This is a genomic window from Acinetobacter sp. WCHAc060025, from assembly GCF_004209355.1.
GTDB classification, from domain to species: Bacteria; Pseudomonadota; Gammaproteobacteria; order Pseudomonadales; family Moraxellaceae; genus Acinetobacter; species Acinetobacter wuhouensis.
In genome coordinates this window covers 61,649-79,719 of sequence record NZ_SGSX01000014.1, presented here as the reverse complement: position 1 = coordinate 79,719, position 18,071 = coordinate 61,649, and the positions used below count along the sequence as shown (strand labels likewise).

The following is an 18,071-nucleotide window of genomic DNA, read 5'->3' as shown; positions in this document are numbered from 1 at the left end:
ACTTAATTTTAATTTATTTGATTTTTAATAACCTCATGTATAACCTCTCCTTTAAGTGGAGAGGGACTTAGACTAGAAGATTTTAAAATAGATAATCTTCAGGATAAGAAGAGGAAACACAGCATTTTAGCGGAGACAGCAATGCAAATTTTTTACGATAAAGACACAGATATTTCTATCATCCAAGGCAAAAAAGTAGCGATCATTGGTTACGGTTCACAAGGTCACGCACATGCGCTTAACCTTAAAGACTCTGGCGTTGACGTAACTGTAGGTTTACGTGCTGGTTCTACTTCTTGGAAAAAAGCTGAAAATTCAGGTCTTAAAGTGTCTGAAGTTCCTGCTGCTGTTGCTCAAGCTGATTTAGTGATGATCTTGACTCCAGATGAATTCCAATCACAACTTTACCGTGACGTAATTGAGCCAAACATCAAGCAAGGTGCAACTTTAGCATTTGCTCATGGTTTCTCTGTTCTTTATAACCAAGTTGTGCCACGTGCTGACTTAGACGTAATCATGGTTGCACCAAAAGCACCTGGTCACACTGTACGTTCAGAATTCCAACGTGGTTCAGGTGTTCCTGACCTAATCGCGATTCACCAAGATGCTTCTGGTAATGCACGTAATGTTGCGCTTTCTTATGCTTCAGGCGTAGGTGGTGGTCGTACAGGTATCATCGAAACTTCTTTCCGTGAAGAAACTGAAACTGATTTATTCGGTGAGCAAGCAGTTCTTTGTGGTGGTGCTGTTGAATTGGTTAAAATGGGCTTCGAAACTTTGGTTGAAGCAGGTTATGCTCCAGAAATGGCTTACTTCGAATGCTTACACGAACTTAAATTGATCGTTGATTTGATGTTCGAAGGCGGTATCGCGGACATGAACTATTCAGTATCAAACAATGCTGAATATGGCGAATACGTAACTGGCGTTGAAGTAATCAATGAACAGTCTCGTGAAGCGATGCGTAATGCGCTTAAACGTATCCAATCTGGTGAATATGCGAAGATGTTCATCCAAGAAGGTGCGTTGAACTATCCTTCTATGACAGCTCGTCGTCGTCAAAACGCAGCTCACGGTATCGAAGTGACTGGTGGTAAGTTACGTGCGATGATGCCTTGGATTCAAGCGAACAAAATCGTAGATAAAGAAAAGAACTAAGTTCTACTTTCTAAGTCAGAAAACCCTTGTTTTATAACAAGGGTTTTTTATTTGAGTTTCTGTGTGTGCAGTGAAGTGCAACTTCACTCTTGCACTCGGGCAAAGCGGTGCTTTGCTAATTATCTTCACTTGCGTAGGAGATCCTACTCAGGATTCAAGCGAACAAAATCGTAGACAAAGAAAAGAACTAAGTTTTAGTTTGATCTTAAAGAACCTACTCGATTGAGTGGGTTTTTTAAGATTAAAGGGTACCGTGTGTCTTAAATGAAAAAGTAGCGAATTCAATTCAGTGCTGCTATGAGACTGATTTAATGGGATGATATATTATAAAGATATTGCTGAAATATTATTTTGCGAAAATAGATAATGAGAAATGCTATGAAAAAAATTATACAAATTTTAAATGTTTTACTCTTTAGTGGAATTGCCTTTATTGCTTCGGCTAAGGATGTGGATGTATTGGAATATAGCACATTAAAGCAAAAGGCGATTGATTTTGAGAATAGCCTACCTCCAGAAATTAATTCACAATTAAATCATTCTTATGGGCCTATTTTAGCTGAGGTTTTTAAGCAGTGTGTGCCCGTTGCTAGACCAACTTCTTTTGAGGTTATTTCATACGTGAACAAGGATGGCATTGCAGAAAAAAATTGGACAATGACACCTTCGCAATTTGGGCAATGCGCTAAGCAGGTGTTCTACGGGCAAAAACTATATAGCATTGATGAAAAACCATTTTATGCTATTTTGAATTTTAATTTACGGAAGGAAAGTAATAACTAATTGATATTTATGGTGAAAATATCCTTATATTAAGTTATGTACTATATGTAAGCAGTATTTGTGTGGTCACGATTAAACTTTAAAAATTGGAATTGGATAAAGCATAGTTTTAACTTTGTGGGTGATGTTTTATTTTTGTGATAAATTACACATTATTTTCTATGAAACATGTGTGAGGCTGAAACATGAAAACTCAACTTATTGTCGCAATGGCTGCATTGTCAATTTCATGCTTTAGTTTTGCTGAAAACATTCCAAATCAGACCATTACCGATTCAAAGGGTTTGCAGCCAATCACAGGTGTACGTGTTTCGATGCAACGTATGGTGAAATCCAATGAAGGGCGCTACTTCATGAGTCTCTATGCGGGAATTAATAACCCACATGCGGAACTTTATGATTTAGTGGAGAATAAAACAATTAAATTTAAAGGCACTCAAAAAGGTGATCAGCTTAATTTGAAATCGGTTAGTAGTGAAGATTCTACAGACACATATCAATTGAATGGCGTGTTGAATGCGAATACTGGACTATTTAAAGCACTTTTGTCAGATCAAAAGAATACATTTGGAACATCGATACAGTTCGAGCCTGCATTTAAAGTCGCCAATAAGCCTGTATTTGTCTTTAAATTTTATGGTCAAAATGATGCCACGAATCCTTATGGAAAAACGCTGCGGCGTATAGATGTCATCAATAAAAACAATAATACAGTGGCACAAACATTGACAGCTTTTACAGGCTATCCAAATAGTATAGGTTATATGGATATCAACTTTGATGGTTACTATGACGTACTTGTTTCAGATATATCAAATGGTCGACGTGTAGAAGATAAACGCTATATTTATTGGATGTACAATCCTAAAACTCAACAATTTCAGCGCTCACCACAACTTGAAAAAATCGTCGGTTTGCCAAACTTGCATGGTGAAAAACAGCAGATTGATTTTGGTAATGGACAGATTTATCAAGTAGAAAATGGATTGCTGAATCGAATTTCGAGTGAAAATTAAAAAAATATAAATAAAAAAAGAGCTTGTTTTTAAGCTTTTTTTTTATTGAGGGATAATTTAAATTAATTATCATTAATGTGATTATGGTCTGGTTTTTTATTATTATATATATGGTTTTATAATGCCTTGGGCAATACTTATTTTTAAGTAATTTGTTGTTTTGTGATTAAATAAATAATTTTAAAAAATAATAATATTTTTCTTTTATATTATATGAGTTTATTTTTAATTAATGTGTACTACTTATTTTTAGTGATTTTTTAAAATAATGATAAATATTATAAATAATCATCCTTTATAACAAAGGACTAAATCAAAATTGGGGATTATATTATGAAAATGTTAACTAAAACTTTATTTGCAGCATTGGTATTAGGTGCAACTTCAACGGCTGTATTTGCAAATGATGCTGCGGGTATTCAAACAACATCAAAAGGTTCGGGTGGGGATGACTGTGCACCAGGTACTACTGTTTGTGCGGGTGAAATCAAAATTTCACTCGAAATTCCTAAAAAATGTGAATTAACAGTGAATACACCTGTAATCGCAATGACGCAAGTGGGTAGCTCAAAGAACTGGAGTGGTACAGGTGACTTTAATGTGACTGCAAACAGTAGCTATAGCTTGAATATTGTTGCGCCAAAACAATTGGTTTCAAGTGTTGGTAATATTCCTGTAAGTGTTGGGACTTCTTTAAATGGTGCTAACTATACTTCAGGTACCTCACTTGGTTATTTATCAACTGCACGTAATTTTAAAGTACAAGCAACAAGTAGCAATCTTGATCCTGCAACCACTCAAGCGGGTACTTACACTGGTACTTATACTGTGGCAGTAAACTTTTAAATTTTAGAGTTTATGTCGAATGAATTTTAAAAGTTAATTCGAAAAAATTGATTTGGGGTAGGGTTAGATAATAATTCTACCCCAAATTATTCAGTTGTTATTCATTTCTAATAATTAAAATTTATGGTGGGGAAATATTATGAATAAGATTATATTTACTCTTTTACTGGGATTATATAGTGCTCCAGTATTGGCGGGATTGGATTTTGATCCAGTGCAAATGTATTTAAAAGAAAACTCAAGACAACGTAGTGCAACAATAACACTGAGCAGTAAGGATGTTCCTCAAGAGAAAATCTTTGAAATGTCTGCGATGAAATGGACTCAAAATGACAAAGGTGAGGATGTATTAGAGCCCGACCATAATATTTTAATTAATCCAAAGAACTTTGTGATTAAACCAGAGAGTAAGCAAATCGTACGTGTAGGTTTTACTCAACCTTTGACTAGTGAAGATTTGCAAAATGAGCAGACGTGGCGAATCTTTTTTAAAGAAGTCACTCCAGTGGTAGAGCAAACAGGGATGACTTTTTTATTCAATGTATCTGTGCCATTTTTTGTGGGTAAGCAGGATAAAGCAGATTTAGTGGTTCAAGCCAAACAAGCCGATAAAAATTTGATCATTAATCTCAAGAATAATGCAAATTCACATATTCAAATTTCTAAATTAGAAATCTTAGATGCAAATAAAAAATCTGTCGCTTTAAAAAGTGAAATGAAATATCTATTGAAAGGTCAGAAGCATGACTTTGATTTGGGCACAATCAATCTTGGTGATTTGAGTCAATATAAACTCATGATCTTTACTGATAAAAGTGACCTTCCCTTGGAAATGAAAATTAAGGGCTAAGTCATGAATAAATTTAAACTCAGTATGCTTCTTTGTGGAATACTTTCAAGTGTTTATACACATGCAGAACAAAGTGCTACACAGTTCGTTACGCATATAGAGCAAGAAATTTCTTTGGCGAATTTATGGATTAATGGTGTTGATCGGAAGGTTGAAACAATCATGATCCAAAAAAATGGACAAATCTATATTGAATGTAATGTATTTAAAACATTAGATATTAATGAGAGCCATTTTAGTCGAGATTCGACCAATCTTAATTATTGCCTACTGAGTAAAGCGCCGATCAAAACTGAAATAGATGATGCTTTGCAGGCTTTGAAGATTGAATTACCTGCGGAGTATTTTGAAGGATCTGACTATAACCAAAAACTGATACTTCCTGATCGTGCCAATTTTGGAGGTTTTCTAAATTATGAAACCTATTATGGGCGAGATAATGCGAATAAGGAGTTTAGCGCTTTAGCTGAGTTAGGTATATTTCATGACTATTGGTTGTTTGATAATCAAATGCTGTATCGTGATACAGAAATGGGGGCAAAAACTACGCGTTTAAGTACAAATTTTGATATTCGTTTTCCAGAGCATTTTTTAAAAGTTACTGTGGGGGATAATGCCAGTATATTTAACTCATTATTAAGTTCTTATCGCTTTGGTGGGATTAATATTGGGTCTGATTTTACTGATCGCCCAGATTTTATTTATTGGAATGTACCGACATTAAAAGGTAGTGCAACACTTCCATCAACCGTTGATTTGTTTATCAATGGGGTCAATATGTATCAACAAAAAGTGACGCCTGGTTATTATGCCTTACAGTCTGGTGCAGCGATTCAACAAGGTGGGCAAGCGCAAATTGTTGTTGAAGATGTTTTGGGAAATCGCACAGTACAAAGTTTCCCCATTTATATTAATAATAGATTGTTAAAAACAGGTTTAAATGAATATAACTTTTCATTGGGTAAAATGCGTTATAACTATAATGAAGAAAATAATGATTATAGAGAGTTTTTCACAAATGTTTATTATAGACGAGGTTTAAGCTCATCCACGACACTAGGCACAAATATTGGCTATAGTGATGATATTTCAAACCTCAGTTTACTGTGGACTCAGGCAATCAGTCAGTATGCTGTACTCGACTATTCACTTACTGCGAGTCGAAGTCATGAGCAAACTGCCTATTCAAATGCATTGTCGCTAAGTCGTGATACACCCACGTATTCTTTAGGTTTGATGTCTAAATATAATGATCGAAATTTTAAAGCATTGGGGTATTTAGATTATATCGATTTGACCAAAATGGATAATTTGGTTTATCTCAACTTATTTCAAGTGCCATGGATCAATAATTTAAATTTTAACTATGTGGAACGAAAATATTATCAAACAGACCAAAGGAGTAATCCTGATGCGCGGATTATAAACCTTGGTTTATTTAAAAATATAAATAAACAAACAACGTTTTCGATGAATTATTTTAAAAATTTATCGGGAACTAAAAATGATGGCTTTAGTTTGGGGTTATCGTATAGCTTTGACCATGCCAAAAAAGCATATGTCGATCACGATACTAGTGCAGATATGACACGCTTACGTTATGTACAAAATAGTGTGTTAGGTGAAAACTTTGATTATGCACTGGGTGTGAATCGTGTGGGTTCGGATTATTCATATAATGCGTACGGTTTATGGAAAACCAATCAGGGTGATATGTCTTTGACGCATGATCGAAGTGATCATTATCATAATACTCAATTTGATTATCGAGGAGCTTTGGTTTTCTTAGACAATAAGTTCTCATTCACTAAGTATGTGGATAATGGTTTTGCACTGGTCAATATAGATGGCTACAAAGACATTGATATTACCCGCTCATTATCTTTGGTGGGGAAAACAAATGATAAAGGTTATTTATTCATCCACGATATTATTCCTTATGTGCATTATGATCTCGCATTTGACCATAACCAACTCCCGCTAGAAGATGTATTTACCCATTCCAAAAAACGTGTGGTTGCATTAAATCAACGTGGTTATGTGGTGGATTTTCCTGTTTATAAAACCAAAACAGTCATTGTGAAATTGCTTGATGAAAATCAGCAAACTTTTAAGCAGGGTTCTATTGTCTATGTTTCAACTGTGCAAAATGATAAATATCCAATTGATGAAGAAGGTAAAGTTTATTTATATGGTCTAAAACCAGATAAATATGATCTTTTGATTAAAACGCAAGGCGGACGAAGCTGTAATACACTTTTGGATATCAGTAATAACGAAGTTCAACAATCACAAATATATAATTTGGTATGTAGATAGGACGGAGACGAGAATGAGACGAATAATATTTGGGGTATTGCTCAGTATCATTACGATGAACCTTTACGCTACGCCATCTAGGGGGTGTGGTATTGATCGAATTTCAGAAAGTAATATGCGCTTGGGAAACTATTGGGGGAGTCAGACAGGAACATCCATTTTTATCAATTGTGATCATGGGTATAACATTAAATTTCTGAGCCAAAACTTAAGAACAAGTCAGGGGGATAGTTATTTAACTCATGCAGTCAATCCGAAGTATCGAATTCATACACGAATGAGTGTGAATGGTGGCGGTATTTCCAATGTTTGGGGGCAAAATATTTCAGGACAGGCGGGTACGAAAGTCAAATATTCAATCGCTGTACAATTAGAGGATCGCTTAAGTCGAAATTTACCTGCGGGGCAGTATGAAGATCGAATTTGGATTAATCTTAATTTTTAACTATTGAATAAATGATGATATTGAACAAACAATATTTTAAGTGGGTTTTAAGTGGGAAATTAGTTTTTTTAGTTTAAATACGTTTAAATATATGGAGTAGATGGGGCTTATTTTTAGTAGACATTATTTAAAATGAAAGTATTATTGAAATGAAGTGTTAAAAAACAATATTGATGAGATTTCCTAGATTCAAAAAACTGTCATCAAATAAACATTAAAGTGTAAACAAAATTGCCTAATCTATAATCAAAATGAATAGATTAGGTAGCGTATGAATAAGCCGTTCGCGAACACCTTGCAATATAAACAACAAGATTTTCCAGAAAGTTTGAAGTTCTTTTTTAAACAAAATAAGAAAAAAACCGTAACGATTGAAGAAAACTTTATTCGTGATCTTTCTCGCCCCCGTCTAAAAATTGCCATTGTCACAGAGACGTGGCCACCAGAAATTAATGGTGTGGCGCTTTCCTTGATGCAATTGTGTAAAGGCTTGCAAGCGCAAGGACATAAGATTTTACTGATTCGTCCTGCGCAAAAAAGTACATGTACTGATTTTTCTCCCAACAAAGAATGTCTAGTGAATGGACAATCCATTCCTAAATATCCTGATATGAAGTTTGGTTGGCCACAATTTCTCAAAGTTTCTCAGGCAATTTCATCTTTTTCACCAGATGTGGTGCATATCGTGACAGAAGGACCTCTTGGTTTTACGGCACTTCATGCTGCGAAAACTCGACGAATCCCTGTTTCAAGTGGCTTTCATTCACAGTTTCAAGAGTTTAGTCGTTTCTTCGATTTGGCTTTTTTAGTTAAGCCAATTCAAAGTTATTTAAAGTGGTTCCACAATGCCACGCAATTGACCTGTGTGCCGAGTCGAGATACTGAACTTGCCTTGCGTGAGTTTGGTGTGACTTGCCCATTGGTCGTGGTCGGACGTGGCATTGATACAGCACGATTTTCATCAACGCGTTATTCAGAAGCCTTAAGAAAGCAATGGGGCGCAGATGCTGATACCACAGTGCTGATTTATGTTGGACGTTTATCTTCTGAAAAAGAAGTCAATGTGGTGATGGATGCATATTTAGCACTACGAAAACAATCATCACGTAAAGTGAAATTGGTCTTGGTTGGTGATGGTCCTGACCGTGCTCGTTTAGAGAAAATGCAAGGTGCTGAACATATTGTTTTTATGGGCAGTTTAAGTGGCACGCAACTTGCTGAAGCTTATGCAAGTGCCAATGTCTTTGTCTTCGCAAGCCAAGTTGAAACTTTTGGTAATGTGGTGCTTGAGGCAATGGCAAGTGGTTTGCCTGTGATTGCTTATGATTACGCATGCGCACAGCTCCACGCCATACATGCGCAAACAGGGTGGTTGTGTAAGATCGGTGATATTCAACAACTCACGCAACACGTTTTACAACTGCCAGACAACACTGTGCTGAAACGTATGGGGCAGCAAGCAATGCAAAATGTACAAAGTATTGGATGGCAGCATCCAGTACAACAATTCGAAGAAGCGTTATATCAGGTCAAGCAAAATGCAAGACTGATGATGTAGTTCATCTCAAATCATGAGAGGAGAGTGAAAATGAATTTAAAAAATACCAAAATAAAAATGCTCGATCTCGACCTTAGAGGTTGTTTGTATCTCAATAATTTATCGCATACCCAAGGCATTGCGACTTTTTTTAAAGTGGTGAGTCGCTTGGGTGATGGCGCATTCTGGGCGACCATGTTGCTTTTGATTTGGTTGCAGAAGGGTTTTGCCTATGGTTTGCAACTTCTCTTTGTGGTTGTTGCAGGTTTATTGGGTACAGGGATCTATAAGTTCTTAAAACATAAAACCGTACGACCTAGACCTTATCAAGTTCATCAGGTCATTGTTTTAGGTGAACGTCCTTTGGATCATTTTAGTTTTCCATCTGGACATACTCTACATGCGGTGATGGTAACCATTGTATTTGGCTATATTGAACCCGTAATGCTATTCATTATGATGCCTTTTACAGTGTTAATTGCCTTATCTCGTATGGTTTTGGGGCTACATTATCCAAGTGACGTGATTGTCGGTGCATTGATTGGTGCAAGTGTGGCAAGTTTGATTGTTATTAGTGCGCCGTATTTAGGAGTGATACTATGATGATTTTTCTGATGTTAACTCGCCATTTCATTGTTAAAGAAGTAGATGATTTTGATCATCAAGGTTTTAACTTTGAATGAGCTGTGAGTGAATAATTATTTTTCAGAGTAAAGAAATGAATGTTTCACTTTAAATGTCTAGCGTACTTTTTCTGAATGAATCGAGTTTCTGAATCGGCCGAGATTTGATACAGTAAGCGGATTAAATTGAGCAAAGGAAGACCTGCATGGGCTTACGTTGGACAGATACTCTTGATATTGCAATAGAATTAACCGAAGCGCATCCAGATGTAGATCCACAATGGGTGCGTTTTACTGATTTGCATGCATGGATTTGTGCATTACCTGATTTTAGTGATGACCCAACAAAATCGACTGAAGGTTTGCTTGAAGCGATTCAAATGGCTTGGATTGACGAGTCAAATTAATCCTTATTGAGCCTGCTTAGAACACAGCACATCGAAAAATCTAATTTTTTTACAGATTAAAAGCAGAATATTGCTCATTATTCGGTATAATGCGCCCAAAATTTCGTGTCAATTTGACTTAAGGAGCCAATCATGGCTATTGAACGTACTTTATCTATCGTAAAACCAGACGCAGTTGCTAAAAACCACATTGGTGACATCTTTGCTCGTTTCGAAAAAGCTGGTCTTAAAATCGTTGCGACTAAAATGAAACACCTTTCTCAAGCTGAAGCTGAAGGTTTCTATGCTGAACATAAAGAACGTGGTTTCTTTGCTGATTTAGTTGCATTCATGACTTCTGGTCCAGTTGTTGTATCTGTTCTTGAAGGTGAAAACGCAGTTCTTGCTCACCGTGAAATTCTTGGTGCAACTAACCCTAAAGAAGCTGCTCCTGGTACAATCCGTGCAGATTTCGCTGTAAGCATCGATGAAAATGCTGCTCACGGTTCTGACTCTGTAGCTTCTGCTGATCGTGAAGTAAACTACTTCTTCGCTCAAACTGAAGTTTGCCCACGTACTCGTTAATTCGATGTATTTAGGGTCAAGGCTAAAAAGGATTAAATCTTAGATTTATGAATTGATAACAGACCCGAAACCAGATAAGTGATATACTGCTTGTCTGGTTTTTTTATTTTTATTGACTATATTTCCATCGAATATTGATCAATATATTTTATCCCATGATATGTTTTAGGTAGTAATCACATGAATTCTGAAGTTGTCGCTTCATCGTTAAATCTAGATGAACAACAGCCTACGCAATCCAAATCTGTAAAGGCTGAACGTATTCAGGCTGAAAATGTGCAGAAAGTGAATTTACTTGGCATGTCACGTCCGCAATTGGAAAAATTCTTCGAAGAAATGGGGGAGAAAAAATTCCGCGCGGGACAGGTGATGAAATGGATTCATCAGTATTTTGTGACTGATTTTGCGGAAATGACCAATATTTCTGGAAAATTGCGTGAAAAATTAGAACGTATCTGTGAAATTAAAGCACCAGAAGTAGTACACCGTAACTATTCCAAAGATGGAACACGTAAGTGGGTATTTCGTGTCGGTGATGGCGCGGGTTCTTTGGTTGAAACGGTTTTAATTCCTGCAGAAGATAAAACAGGTGCGCGTAAGACTTTATGTATTTCTTCGCAAGTTGGTTGTGCGCTCGATTGTTCATTCTGCTCGACAGGTAAACAAGGCTTTCAACGTGATTTAACGCCTGATGAAATCATTGGTCAATTGTGGATGGCAAATTATTCTTATATGGAAGAAGTGCCTGTTGCAGACCGTGAACGTTCAGTGACCAATGTGGTGATGATGGGTATGGGTGAACCATTACTCAACTATGACGCCGTATTAAGTTCAATGAATATCATGCTAGATGACTTTGCTTATGGTATGTCGAAACGTCGTGTAACATTATCAACTTCAGGTGTTGTTCCGAAAATTGATCAATTGGCAAAAGATATTGATGTTGCTTTAGCGATTTCATTACATGCGCCGAATGATGAGCTACGTAATGAACTCGTCCCAATTAATAAAAAATATCCATTAGAGCAATTGATTGCTGCATGTCAGCGTTATATTGCCAAAGATGGTAATGAGAGCTCGCGTAAACACGTGACCATTGAGTATGTGATGTTGGAAGGGGTGAATGATCAACCTGAACATGCACAGCAAATGATTAAGTTATTGAAAAATTTACCAAGTAAAATTAATTTAATTCCATTCAATCCATTTCCGCACGCACCATATGGGCGTTCAAGCCGAAATCGTATCATTTCTTTCCAAAAAACTTTGTCTGATGCAGGTTTTGTGTGTACGATTCGTCAGACACGTGGTGATGATATTGATGCGGCTTGTGGTCAGTTGGTGGGACAAGTCGCTGACCGTACTCGTCGTGCAGAACAATGGAAAAAGAAAGTTGCAGAGCGTGGTGAAATTATACGTTCGCAAGGCTAATGATTTGTAAACACTTTATTTAAAGTATGTGGGGACTAGCTTTGAAAAAAACGATGTATTCAAAAGCAATTGTAATCTTGACAATTGGTTTATCCGCATTGGCTATTCAAGGTTGTCAGACGACAAGTACTGGTCCAATAAGTAAAAAAGATCCAGAGAAAGCCGTCAAAGTACGTACCCAACTTGCTGCAGAATACATCCGTTCAGGTGATTTAGATGCAGCAAAACGTGCATTAGATCAGGCGCTTGAAACAGATTCACGGGATTCAGCTGCCAATATGATGATGGGTGTTTTACTGCAACAAGAAGGCAGTAAAATCAGTATGGAAAAAGCAGATGGCTATTTTAAGCGTGCAATTTCTAGTGACCCAAAAAATGCACAAGCTCGTAATAATTATGGAACATATTTATTTATTAGTGAGCGTTATAATGATGCCATCGAACAGTTGAGCATAGCTGGTGCTGCATTAGGATATGATCAGCGTTACAAAGCTTTAGAAAATTTGGGTCGCGTGTATTTGAAGGTAGGCGATGTGGTCAATGCTGAAAAAGCATTCAAACAAGCCTTGCAAGTGAATCGCGATTCAGTCATTTCTTTGGTAGAGTTGTCTGAGATTTTTTATTTGCAGCAAAAAAATGCACAAGCACGTCAACTCTATGAGCAATATGTTCGTTTAGTAGGTCAGGATAAACAAGGTGCACGTGCACTTTGGATTGGATTGCGTATTGCACGTGTCAATCAAGACCAGATGGGAATGCAAGTGTTGGTGAATCAACTTCGTGCATTATTCCCTGACAGTAAAGAATATCAACGTTATCTGCAATTGCAGAATAGTACTGAGGCCGTATGGAAGTAAATCCTAATTCACAGCAACCTACAGGTTCAAACGTAGCATCTAATGGTTTAGGAAATATTCAACGCCCAGGTGAGTACCTGCGTCAAATTCGTGTATCTAAAGTTTTAGATATCGCCGATGTTGCGAAAGAGTTGAAAATGCCTGTAAAAACCCTACAAGCATTAGAGCAAGATGAGTATAAGTCTTTACCTGAAGCAACATTTATCAAAGGTTACTATCGTTCGTATGCGAAGTTCTTGAATGTTGATGCAACTGCACTGATTCAACGTTTTGATGAAATTTATCAAAATGATACAGGACTTATGCCGAACCATGCCTTGAATAATTCACCCATTAAAATTATGGGGAAACTTCCTGGTTCAAACAGTGATCGTAATAAAAAGTGGTTAAAACGTGCTTTGATTGCGATCGTGGCGATCGCCATTATTTGGGCAATTATTGCAGGCATTCAAAAGTTCACTTCAAGTAAAAGTGGCGATGATACTGGTGCTAAACCACAAGAGTCAGAAGTAGAAGTATTGAATTTAAACAATGCGACTGCAACTTCAGGCGATCAAATGGTATTGAATTTTAGCCATCCGACTTCAGTGCATATTATTGATAGTACTGGTAAAGTGCTAGCAACTGGTCGTCAAAGCGCAACCCTAAATCTTAGTGGTCAATCGCCATTTCAAATTCGACTGGATGATGCAACTGCTGTGTCATTAAGCCTTAATAATGAACAGATTTCATTGTCTCCATATACAGTGAACGGAAAAGCAGAATTCCGTTTATCACGTTAATGGACGAGAGTAGATAAAATCATGATTGAGAATCCAATCAAGCGACGCCCAACGCGTAAAATTCGTGTTGGTTCGGTCTATGTCGGTGGTGATGCGCCGATTACTATCCAAAGTATGACCAATACTGAAACATGCGATGTTGATGCTACCGTTGCTCAAATTCAACGTTGTGCAGATGTTGGTGCAGATATCATGCGTGTTTCTGTCCCAACGATGGAAGCAGCTGAAGCATTTGGTGAAATTCGTAAGCGCGTGACAGTGCCGTTGGTTGCAGATATTCATTTCGATTATAAAATCGCGCTGAAAGTTGCGGATATGGGGGCAGATTGTCTTCGTATTAACCCTGGTAATATTGGTTCTGAAGCCAAAATTCGTGAAGTGGTTGCAGCAGCACGTCATCATGATATTTCGATGCGCATTGGTGTCAATGCGGGTTCTTTGGAAAAAGACATCCAAAAGAAATATGGTGAGCCTACAGGTCAAGCCTTGCTTGAATCTGCGATGCGTCACATTGATATTTTGGATCGTTTAGATTTTCATGAGTTCAAGGTTTCGGTAAAAGCGTCTAATGTGTTTTTAACTATGGATGCATACCGCTTACTCTCTGCACAAATTGACAACCCTTTACATTTGGGGGTGACTGAAGCAGGTATATATCGTACTGGTTCAGTGAAGTCTGCGATTGCTTTAGGTGGTTTGTTAATGGAAGGCATTGGTGACACCATGCGTATTTCATTGGCAGCAGAGCCTGAAGAAGAAATTAAAATTGGTTTTGATATTTTAAAATCATTAGGTCTTCGTTCTAACGGCATTAATTTTATCGCTTGTCCGAGTTGTTCACGTCAGGAATTTAACGTGATCAAAGTTATGCAGGCTTTAGAAGAGCGTTTAGAAGATGTTCGTACACCGATGGATGTATCGGTTATTGGCTGTAAAGTGAATGGTCCAGGTGAAGCCAAAGAGGCTGATATTGGTGTGGTAGGTGCAAGCCCGCGTTCACTGGTGTATCGTAATGGCGAAAAGAGTCATTTAATCGATACCGATCAGTTAGTTGATGAAATCGAAACTATGGTTCGTCAACGTGTGAAAGCACACGAAGAAGCAAAAGCTAAAGAGATTATACGTACAAGTTCTGAGTAGTTCATGAGTTCAATTGTCGCAATTAAAGGTTTTAATGACGTTCTTCCATCACAAACAGCTGCATGGAGACGTCTAGAGCAACATTTAGCATCGTTAATGGATGCTTATGGTTATCAACAAATTCGTCTTCCGATTGTTGAACAAACTCATTTGTTTAAACGCTCAATTGGTGATGCGACGGATATCGTTGAAAAAGAAATGTATACGTTCTTGGACAAAGGTAATCCACCTGAGTCTTTGACTTTGCGTCCTGAAGGAACAGCAGGTTGTGTACGTGCGATGCTTGAACATAACTTACTTCGTGGTGCGAATCCGCGTGTTTGGTATGTTGGCCCAATGTTCCGTTACGAAAAACCGCAAAAAGGTCGTTATCGTCAGTTCCATCAATTTGGTGTAGAAACCTTTGGTGTTGCGACACCTGATCAGGATGCGGAAGTGATTCTTCTGACTGCGCGCTTATGGAAACGCATGGGCGTGGCAGATAAAGTTCAACTTGAGTTAAATACTTTAGGTGAGTCTGATGAACGTGCTGAATATCGTGCTGCTTTGGTTGAATTTTTAAATGACCATAAAGCGGATTTAGATGAAGATTCACAGCGTCGTTTAACTACGAATCCTTTGCGAATTCTTGATTCTAAAGATGCTAAAACACAGCAAATTTTAGAAAATGCTCCCAAACTGCTTGACTTTATGAGTAAAGAAACCCTGCAACATTTTGAGCAGTTGAAGCAGTATTTAACAGATGCGGGTATTACTTTTGTCATTAATCAAAAATTGGTTCGTGGCTTAGATTATTACAACAAAACTGTTTTTGAATGGACAACCACACATTTAGGTTCGCAAGGTACAGTATGTGCTGGTGGGCGTTATGATGGTTTAGTTGGACAACTCAAAGGCAAGCCTGATCAATCTGTGCCTGCTGTTGGTTTTGCAATGGGTATGGAACGTTTATTATTGTTGCTTGAGCAAGTTGAAGACAATACGTCTGTACGTGAGTGTGAGCTATTCTTAGTTTCAGATCCTGCAACGCAAGGTCAGGCTTTGGTGTTGGCTGAACAAATCCGTGATCAACTTGAATCTGCAAATAGTAGCATTCGTTTGAAAACGGGTTCACAAGGTTCGATGAAGAGCCAAATGAAGAAAGCAGATCAGTCGGGTGCGGTCTATGCTTTAATCTTTGGTGAGCGTGAAGCTGAGGCGAAACAAGTTTTGGTGAAAGAACTTGCGACAGCGGAACAACATGAAGTTTCAATTGATGATATTGTTGGTTTCTTCACTGAGCAATTTTCAACGAAGTAACGACCAATCAAAACCATAATTTAAACCCTAAAACATAAGGAAAAGGGGAATCAAATGAGCGCAATGACTGATCAAGAACAACTTGATAGTATGAAGTCATTTTTACAGAAATATGGCTCAGCAATGGTCACTGGTGTGCTCATTGCATTGATTGCCTTTTTCGGGTGGCAATATTGGCAAAAGAAAACTTTAGCAGAAAATCAAAATGCAACGGCTAAAGTTCAGCAATTGATGGATGATGAAAAAGCTGCAAATGGTGATGCAAAAATCACTGCAGCTTTGGTTGCTTCTGCGGACAAAATGGTGAAAGAGAATCCTGATTCTGTACAAGCGATTCAAGCACAAATCGTCATGGCAAAATTAGCTTATGACAAAAATGATTATGCCTTAGCTGAACGTGAACTCAAAAAAGTCGAAAATTCTAAGCTAAAAGATGCGGGTCTGTTACAAGTTGTAAAGCTTAAGCTGGCAGATGCACAATTAGCGCAGAAAAAATATGATGAAGCCTTGAAAACCTTATCTACTGTGGATGAAGCTGCTTTTAAAGCGACATCTGAAGAGTTGAAAGGTGATATTTATGTTGCAAAAAATGATATTGAAAACGCAAAAAAAGCATATCAAGCGGCATGGAACTCAGTTCTTGAGCGTAAACAAGAGCGCCAAATTTTACAAATTAAACTCGAAAGTGTTGGCGTATTAGTAGAAGATCCTGATCTTGAACGCCCAATTTTACAAACGCAATCGGATGAGTCTGTGACTGAACATCCAGCAATGCAAGCACGAGTGGATAAGTCTTAATGGATAGAAATTTTAAAATACCGTTTGCTTTGGCAATTTTATCAATCGCATTAATCGGTTGTTCGAGCAATAAAACTAAAGAAGTTAAAGTTAAGCCAAATCCACTACCTAAAGTTGCGCAAGCATCAAGTTTGGTACAAGTTTTTTCAACCAATGTTTCTGCAACGAATAGTGAAGATGCTTTACGTATACGTTTGGATTCAGACAATGGTGTGGTGTTTGCACTAGATCCAAAAGGTGAAGTTGCTGCTTATAAAGGGAAGCAACGCCTTTGGGAAACTAAAGTGACTAAGCAAGGTCTAAGTTCAGGCGTAGAAGCTGCTGATGGTCTGGTGATTGTAGGAAATCAAAAAGGTCAATTATTTGCCTTAGATCAAAGCACTGGCGAGAAGAAATGGTCAGCGCAACTGTCTGGAGCAATCATTAGCTCGGCACTGATTCAATCTGGTCGTGTTATCGTGGTTGCTAACGACGGTACAGTTTATGCACTTGATGTAGAGTCTGGACAGCAAGCGTGGACCTATAAATTACCAAATGCTTCATTTAGCTTTCGTGGTCAGGCTACACCAGTGCGTTTAGATGATCGTACTGTGTTGATTGGAACATCTACAGGTTATTTATTTGCAATTGATAGTATTGCAGGTGTTCCGCGCTTACAGCGTCGGGTTGCAGTGTCTGAAGGTCGATCAGATATTCAACGCTTGATTGATGTTGATGCAGAACCAGTGGTATCTGGGCAGTATGTGGTGACTACAAGTTTTCAAGGGCAAGTCACTGTTCTTGATTTAGCATCGCAAAGTGTTCTTTGGAGCGAAAACTCAAGCAGTTTGAATCGTCCTGAAGTTGTAGATGGAAAAGTCATCGTGTCACAAACTGATGGCAAAATAGTGGCTTATGATTTAATTACTGGAAATGAGCTTTGGAAAAATGAACAACTTCTTAATCGTAATTTAAGTAATGTTGTTGCATTGGGTTCAAATTTAGTCGTGGGCGATTTAGATGGTTACTTGCATCAAGTGGACCTGAATACAGGTGCAACTTTAGGGCGTACCAAGACTTCTGGCGAAGTCCGTACATTAAGAGTGGTGGGTAACCAACTCTTTGTCTCTACACGTAAAGGTGCTTTAAGCATTTGGCAAAATCGTTAATGCATCATTAACAAGTACGATTAGGATTCTCTATTTTTTTAGTCTTATGTTAAAATAGAGAAATCCGT

18 protein-coding genes are annotated in these 18,071 nt (G+C 37.7%); all 18 read left to right on the top strand.

Translation table 11 applies throughout. From position 1 onward, the window contains the following. The first annotated feature begins 141 nt into the window (after positions 1-141). Positions 142-1,158, top strand: a complete 1,017-nt coding sequence (ilvC, locus tag EXE09_RS13020) for a ketol-acid reductoisomerase (protein ID WP_068973260.1) — start codon at positions 142-144, stop codon at positions 1,156-1,158. 378 nt (positions 1,159-1,536) lie between these two features. Then, positions 1,537-1,941, top strand: coding sequence for a hypothetical protein (locus EXE09_RS13015; RefSeq protein WP_130117561.1), 405 nt, complete (start codon positions 1,537-1,539; stop codon positions 1,939-1,941). Positions 1,942-2,126: 185 nt separating this feature from the next. Continuing rightward, complete coding sequence (locus EXE09_RS13010) at positions 2,127-2,957, top strand: XAC2610-related protein (RefSeq protein WP_130117560.1); 831 nt, start codon at positions 2,127-2,129, stop codon at positions 2,955-2,957. A gap of 333 nt (positions 2,958-3,290) precedes the next feature. Further along, positions 3,291-3,803 carry a hypothetical protein gene (locus EXE09_RS13005; RefSeq protein WP_087553582.1) on the top strand — a complete coding sequence of 171 codons (513 nt, stop codon included), beginning with the start codon at positions 3,291-3,293 and terminating at the stop codon, positions 3,801-3,803. A 139-nt stretch (positions 3,804-3,942) separates the two neighbouring features. After that, on the top strand, positions 3,943-4,653 hold the full coding sequence (locus EXE09_RS13000; protein ID WP_130117559.1) for a molecular chaperone: 711 nt from the start codon (positions 3,943-3,945) through the stop codon (positions 4,651-4,653). A 3-nt stretch (positions 4,654-4,656) separates the two neighbouring features. Beyond that, positions 4,657-6,972 carry a fimbria/pilus outer membrane usher protein gene (locus EXE09_RS12995; RefSeq protein ID WP_228257211.1) on the top strand — a complete coding sequence of 772 codons (2,316 nt, stop codon included), beginning with the start codon at positions 4,657-4,659 and terminating at the stop codon, positions 6,970-6,972. Positions 6,973-6,985: 13 nt separating this feature from the next. After that, a complete protein-coding gene (locus EXE09_RS12990) occupies positions 6,986-7,417 on the top strand; it encodes a hypothetical protein (protein WP_130117558.1) in 432 nt (143 codons plus the stop codon). A gap of 271 nt (positions 7,418-7,688) precedes the next feature. Then, the gene (locus EXE09_RS12985; protein ID WP_068973263.1) at positions 7,689-8,975 is read left to right on the top strand and encodes a glycosyltransferase family 4 protein; all 1,287 of its coding nucleotides are present in this window, start codon (positions 7,689-7,691) and stop codon (positions 8,973-8,975) included. 30 nt (positions 8,976-9,005) lie between these two features. After that, the gene (locus EXE09_RS12980) at positions 9,006-9,557 is read left to right on the top strand and encodes a phosphatase PAP2 family protein (protein ID WP_068973264.1); all 552 of its coding nucleotides are present in this window, start codon (positions 9,006-9,008) and stop codon (positions 9,555-9,557) included. 226 nt (positions 9,558-9,783) lie between these two features. Continuing rightward, positions 9,784-9,984: a Fe-S cluster assembly protein IscX gene (iscX, locus tag EXE09_RS12975; RefSeq protein WP_130114411.1), complete on the top strand. Its 201-nt coding sequence runs from the start codon at positions 9,784-9,786 to the stop codon at positions 9,982-9,984. Between the two features lie 132 nt (positions 9,985-10,116). Further along, a complete protein-coding gene (ndk, locus tag EXE09_RS12970; RefSeq protein WP_016166212.1) occupies positions 10,117-10,548 on the top strand; it encodes a nucleoside-diphosphate kinase in 432 nt (143 codons plus the stop codon). Between the two features lie 180 nt (positions 10,549-10,728). Further along, positions 10,729-11,979 (top strand): 23S rRNA (adenine(2503)-C(2))-methyltransferase RlmN, encoded by a 1,251-nt coding sequence (gene rlmN / locus EXE09_RS12965; protein WP_087553576.1) that lies wholly within the window; start codon positions 10,729-10,731, stop codon positions 11,977-11,979. A gap of 53 nt (positions 11,980-12,032) precedes the next feature. Continuing rightward, positions 12,033-12,836, top strand: a complete 804-nt coding sequence (gene pilW / locus EXE09_RS12960) for a type IV pilus biogenesis/stability protein PilW (RefSeq protein ID WP_130117574.1) — start codon at positions 12,033-12,035, stop codon at positions 12,834-12,836. After that, positions 12,827-13,618, top strand: coding sequence for a helix-turn-helix domain-containing protein (locus EXE09_RS12955; protein ID WP_068973268.1), 792 nt, complete (start codon positions 12,827-12,829; stop codon positions 13,616-13,618). Before pilW ends, EXE09_RS12955 begins: the two co-directional genes overlap by 10 nt. A gap of 21 nt (positions 13,619-13,639) precedes the next feature. Continuing rightward, on the top strand, positions 13,640-14,758 hold the full coding sequence (gene ispG / locus EXE09_RS12950) for a flavodoxin-dependent (E)-4-hydroxy-3-methylbut-2-enyl-diphosphate synthase (RefSeq protein WP_068973269.1): 1,119 nt from the start codon (positions 13,640-13,642) through the stop codon (positions 14,756-14,758). A gap of 3 nt (positions 14,759-14,761) precedes the next feature. Then, on the top strand, positions 14,762-16,057 hold the full coding sequence (gene hisS / locus EXE09_RS12945) for a histidine--tRNA ligase (RefSeq protein WP_130117557.1): 1,296 nt from the start codon (positions 14,762-14,764) through the stop codon (positions 16,055-16,057). A gap of 54 nt (positions 16,058-16,111) precedes the next feature. Beyond that, positions 16,112-16,855 (top strand): YfgM family protein, encoded by a 744-nt coding sequence (locus EXE09_RS12940; protein ID WP_068973271.1) that lies wholly within the window; start codon positions 16,112-16,114, stop codon positions 16,853-16,855. Next, complete coding sequence (gene bamB, locus EXE09_RS12935; RefSeq protein ID WP_130117556.1) at positions 16,855-18,003, top strand: outer membrane protein assembly factor BamB; 1,149 nt, start codon at positions 16,855-16,857, stop codon at positions 18,001-18,003. Before EXE09_RS12940 ends, bamB begins: the two co-directional genes overlap by 1 nt. Positions 18,004-18,071 lie beyond the last annotated feature (68 nt).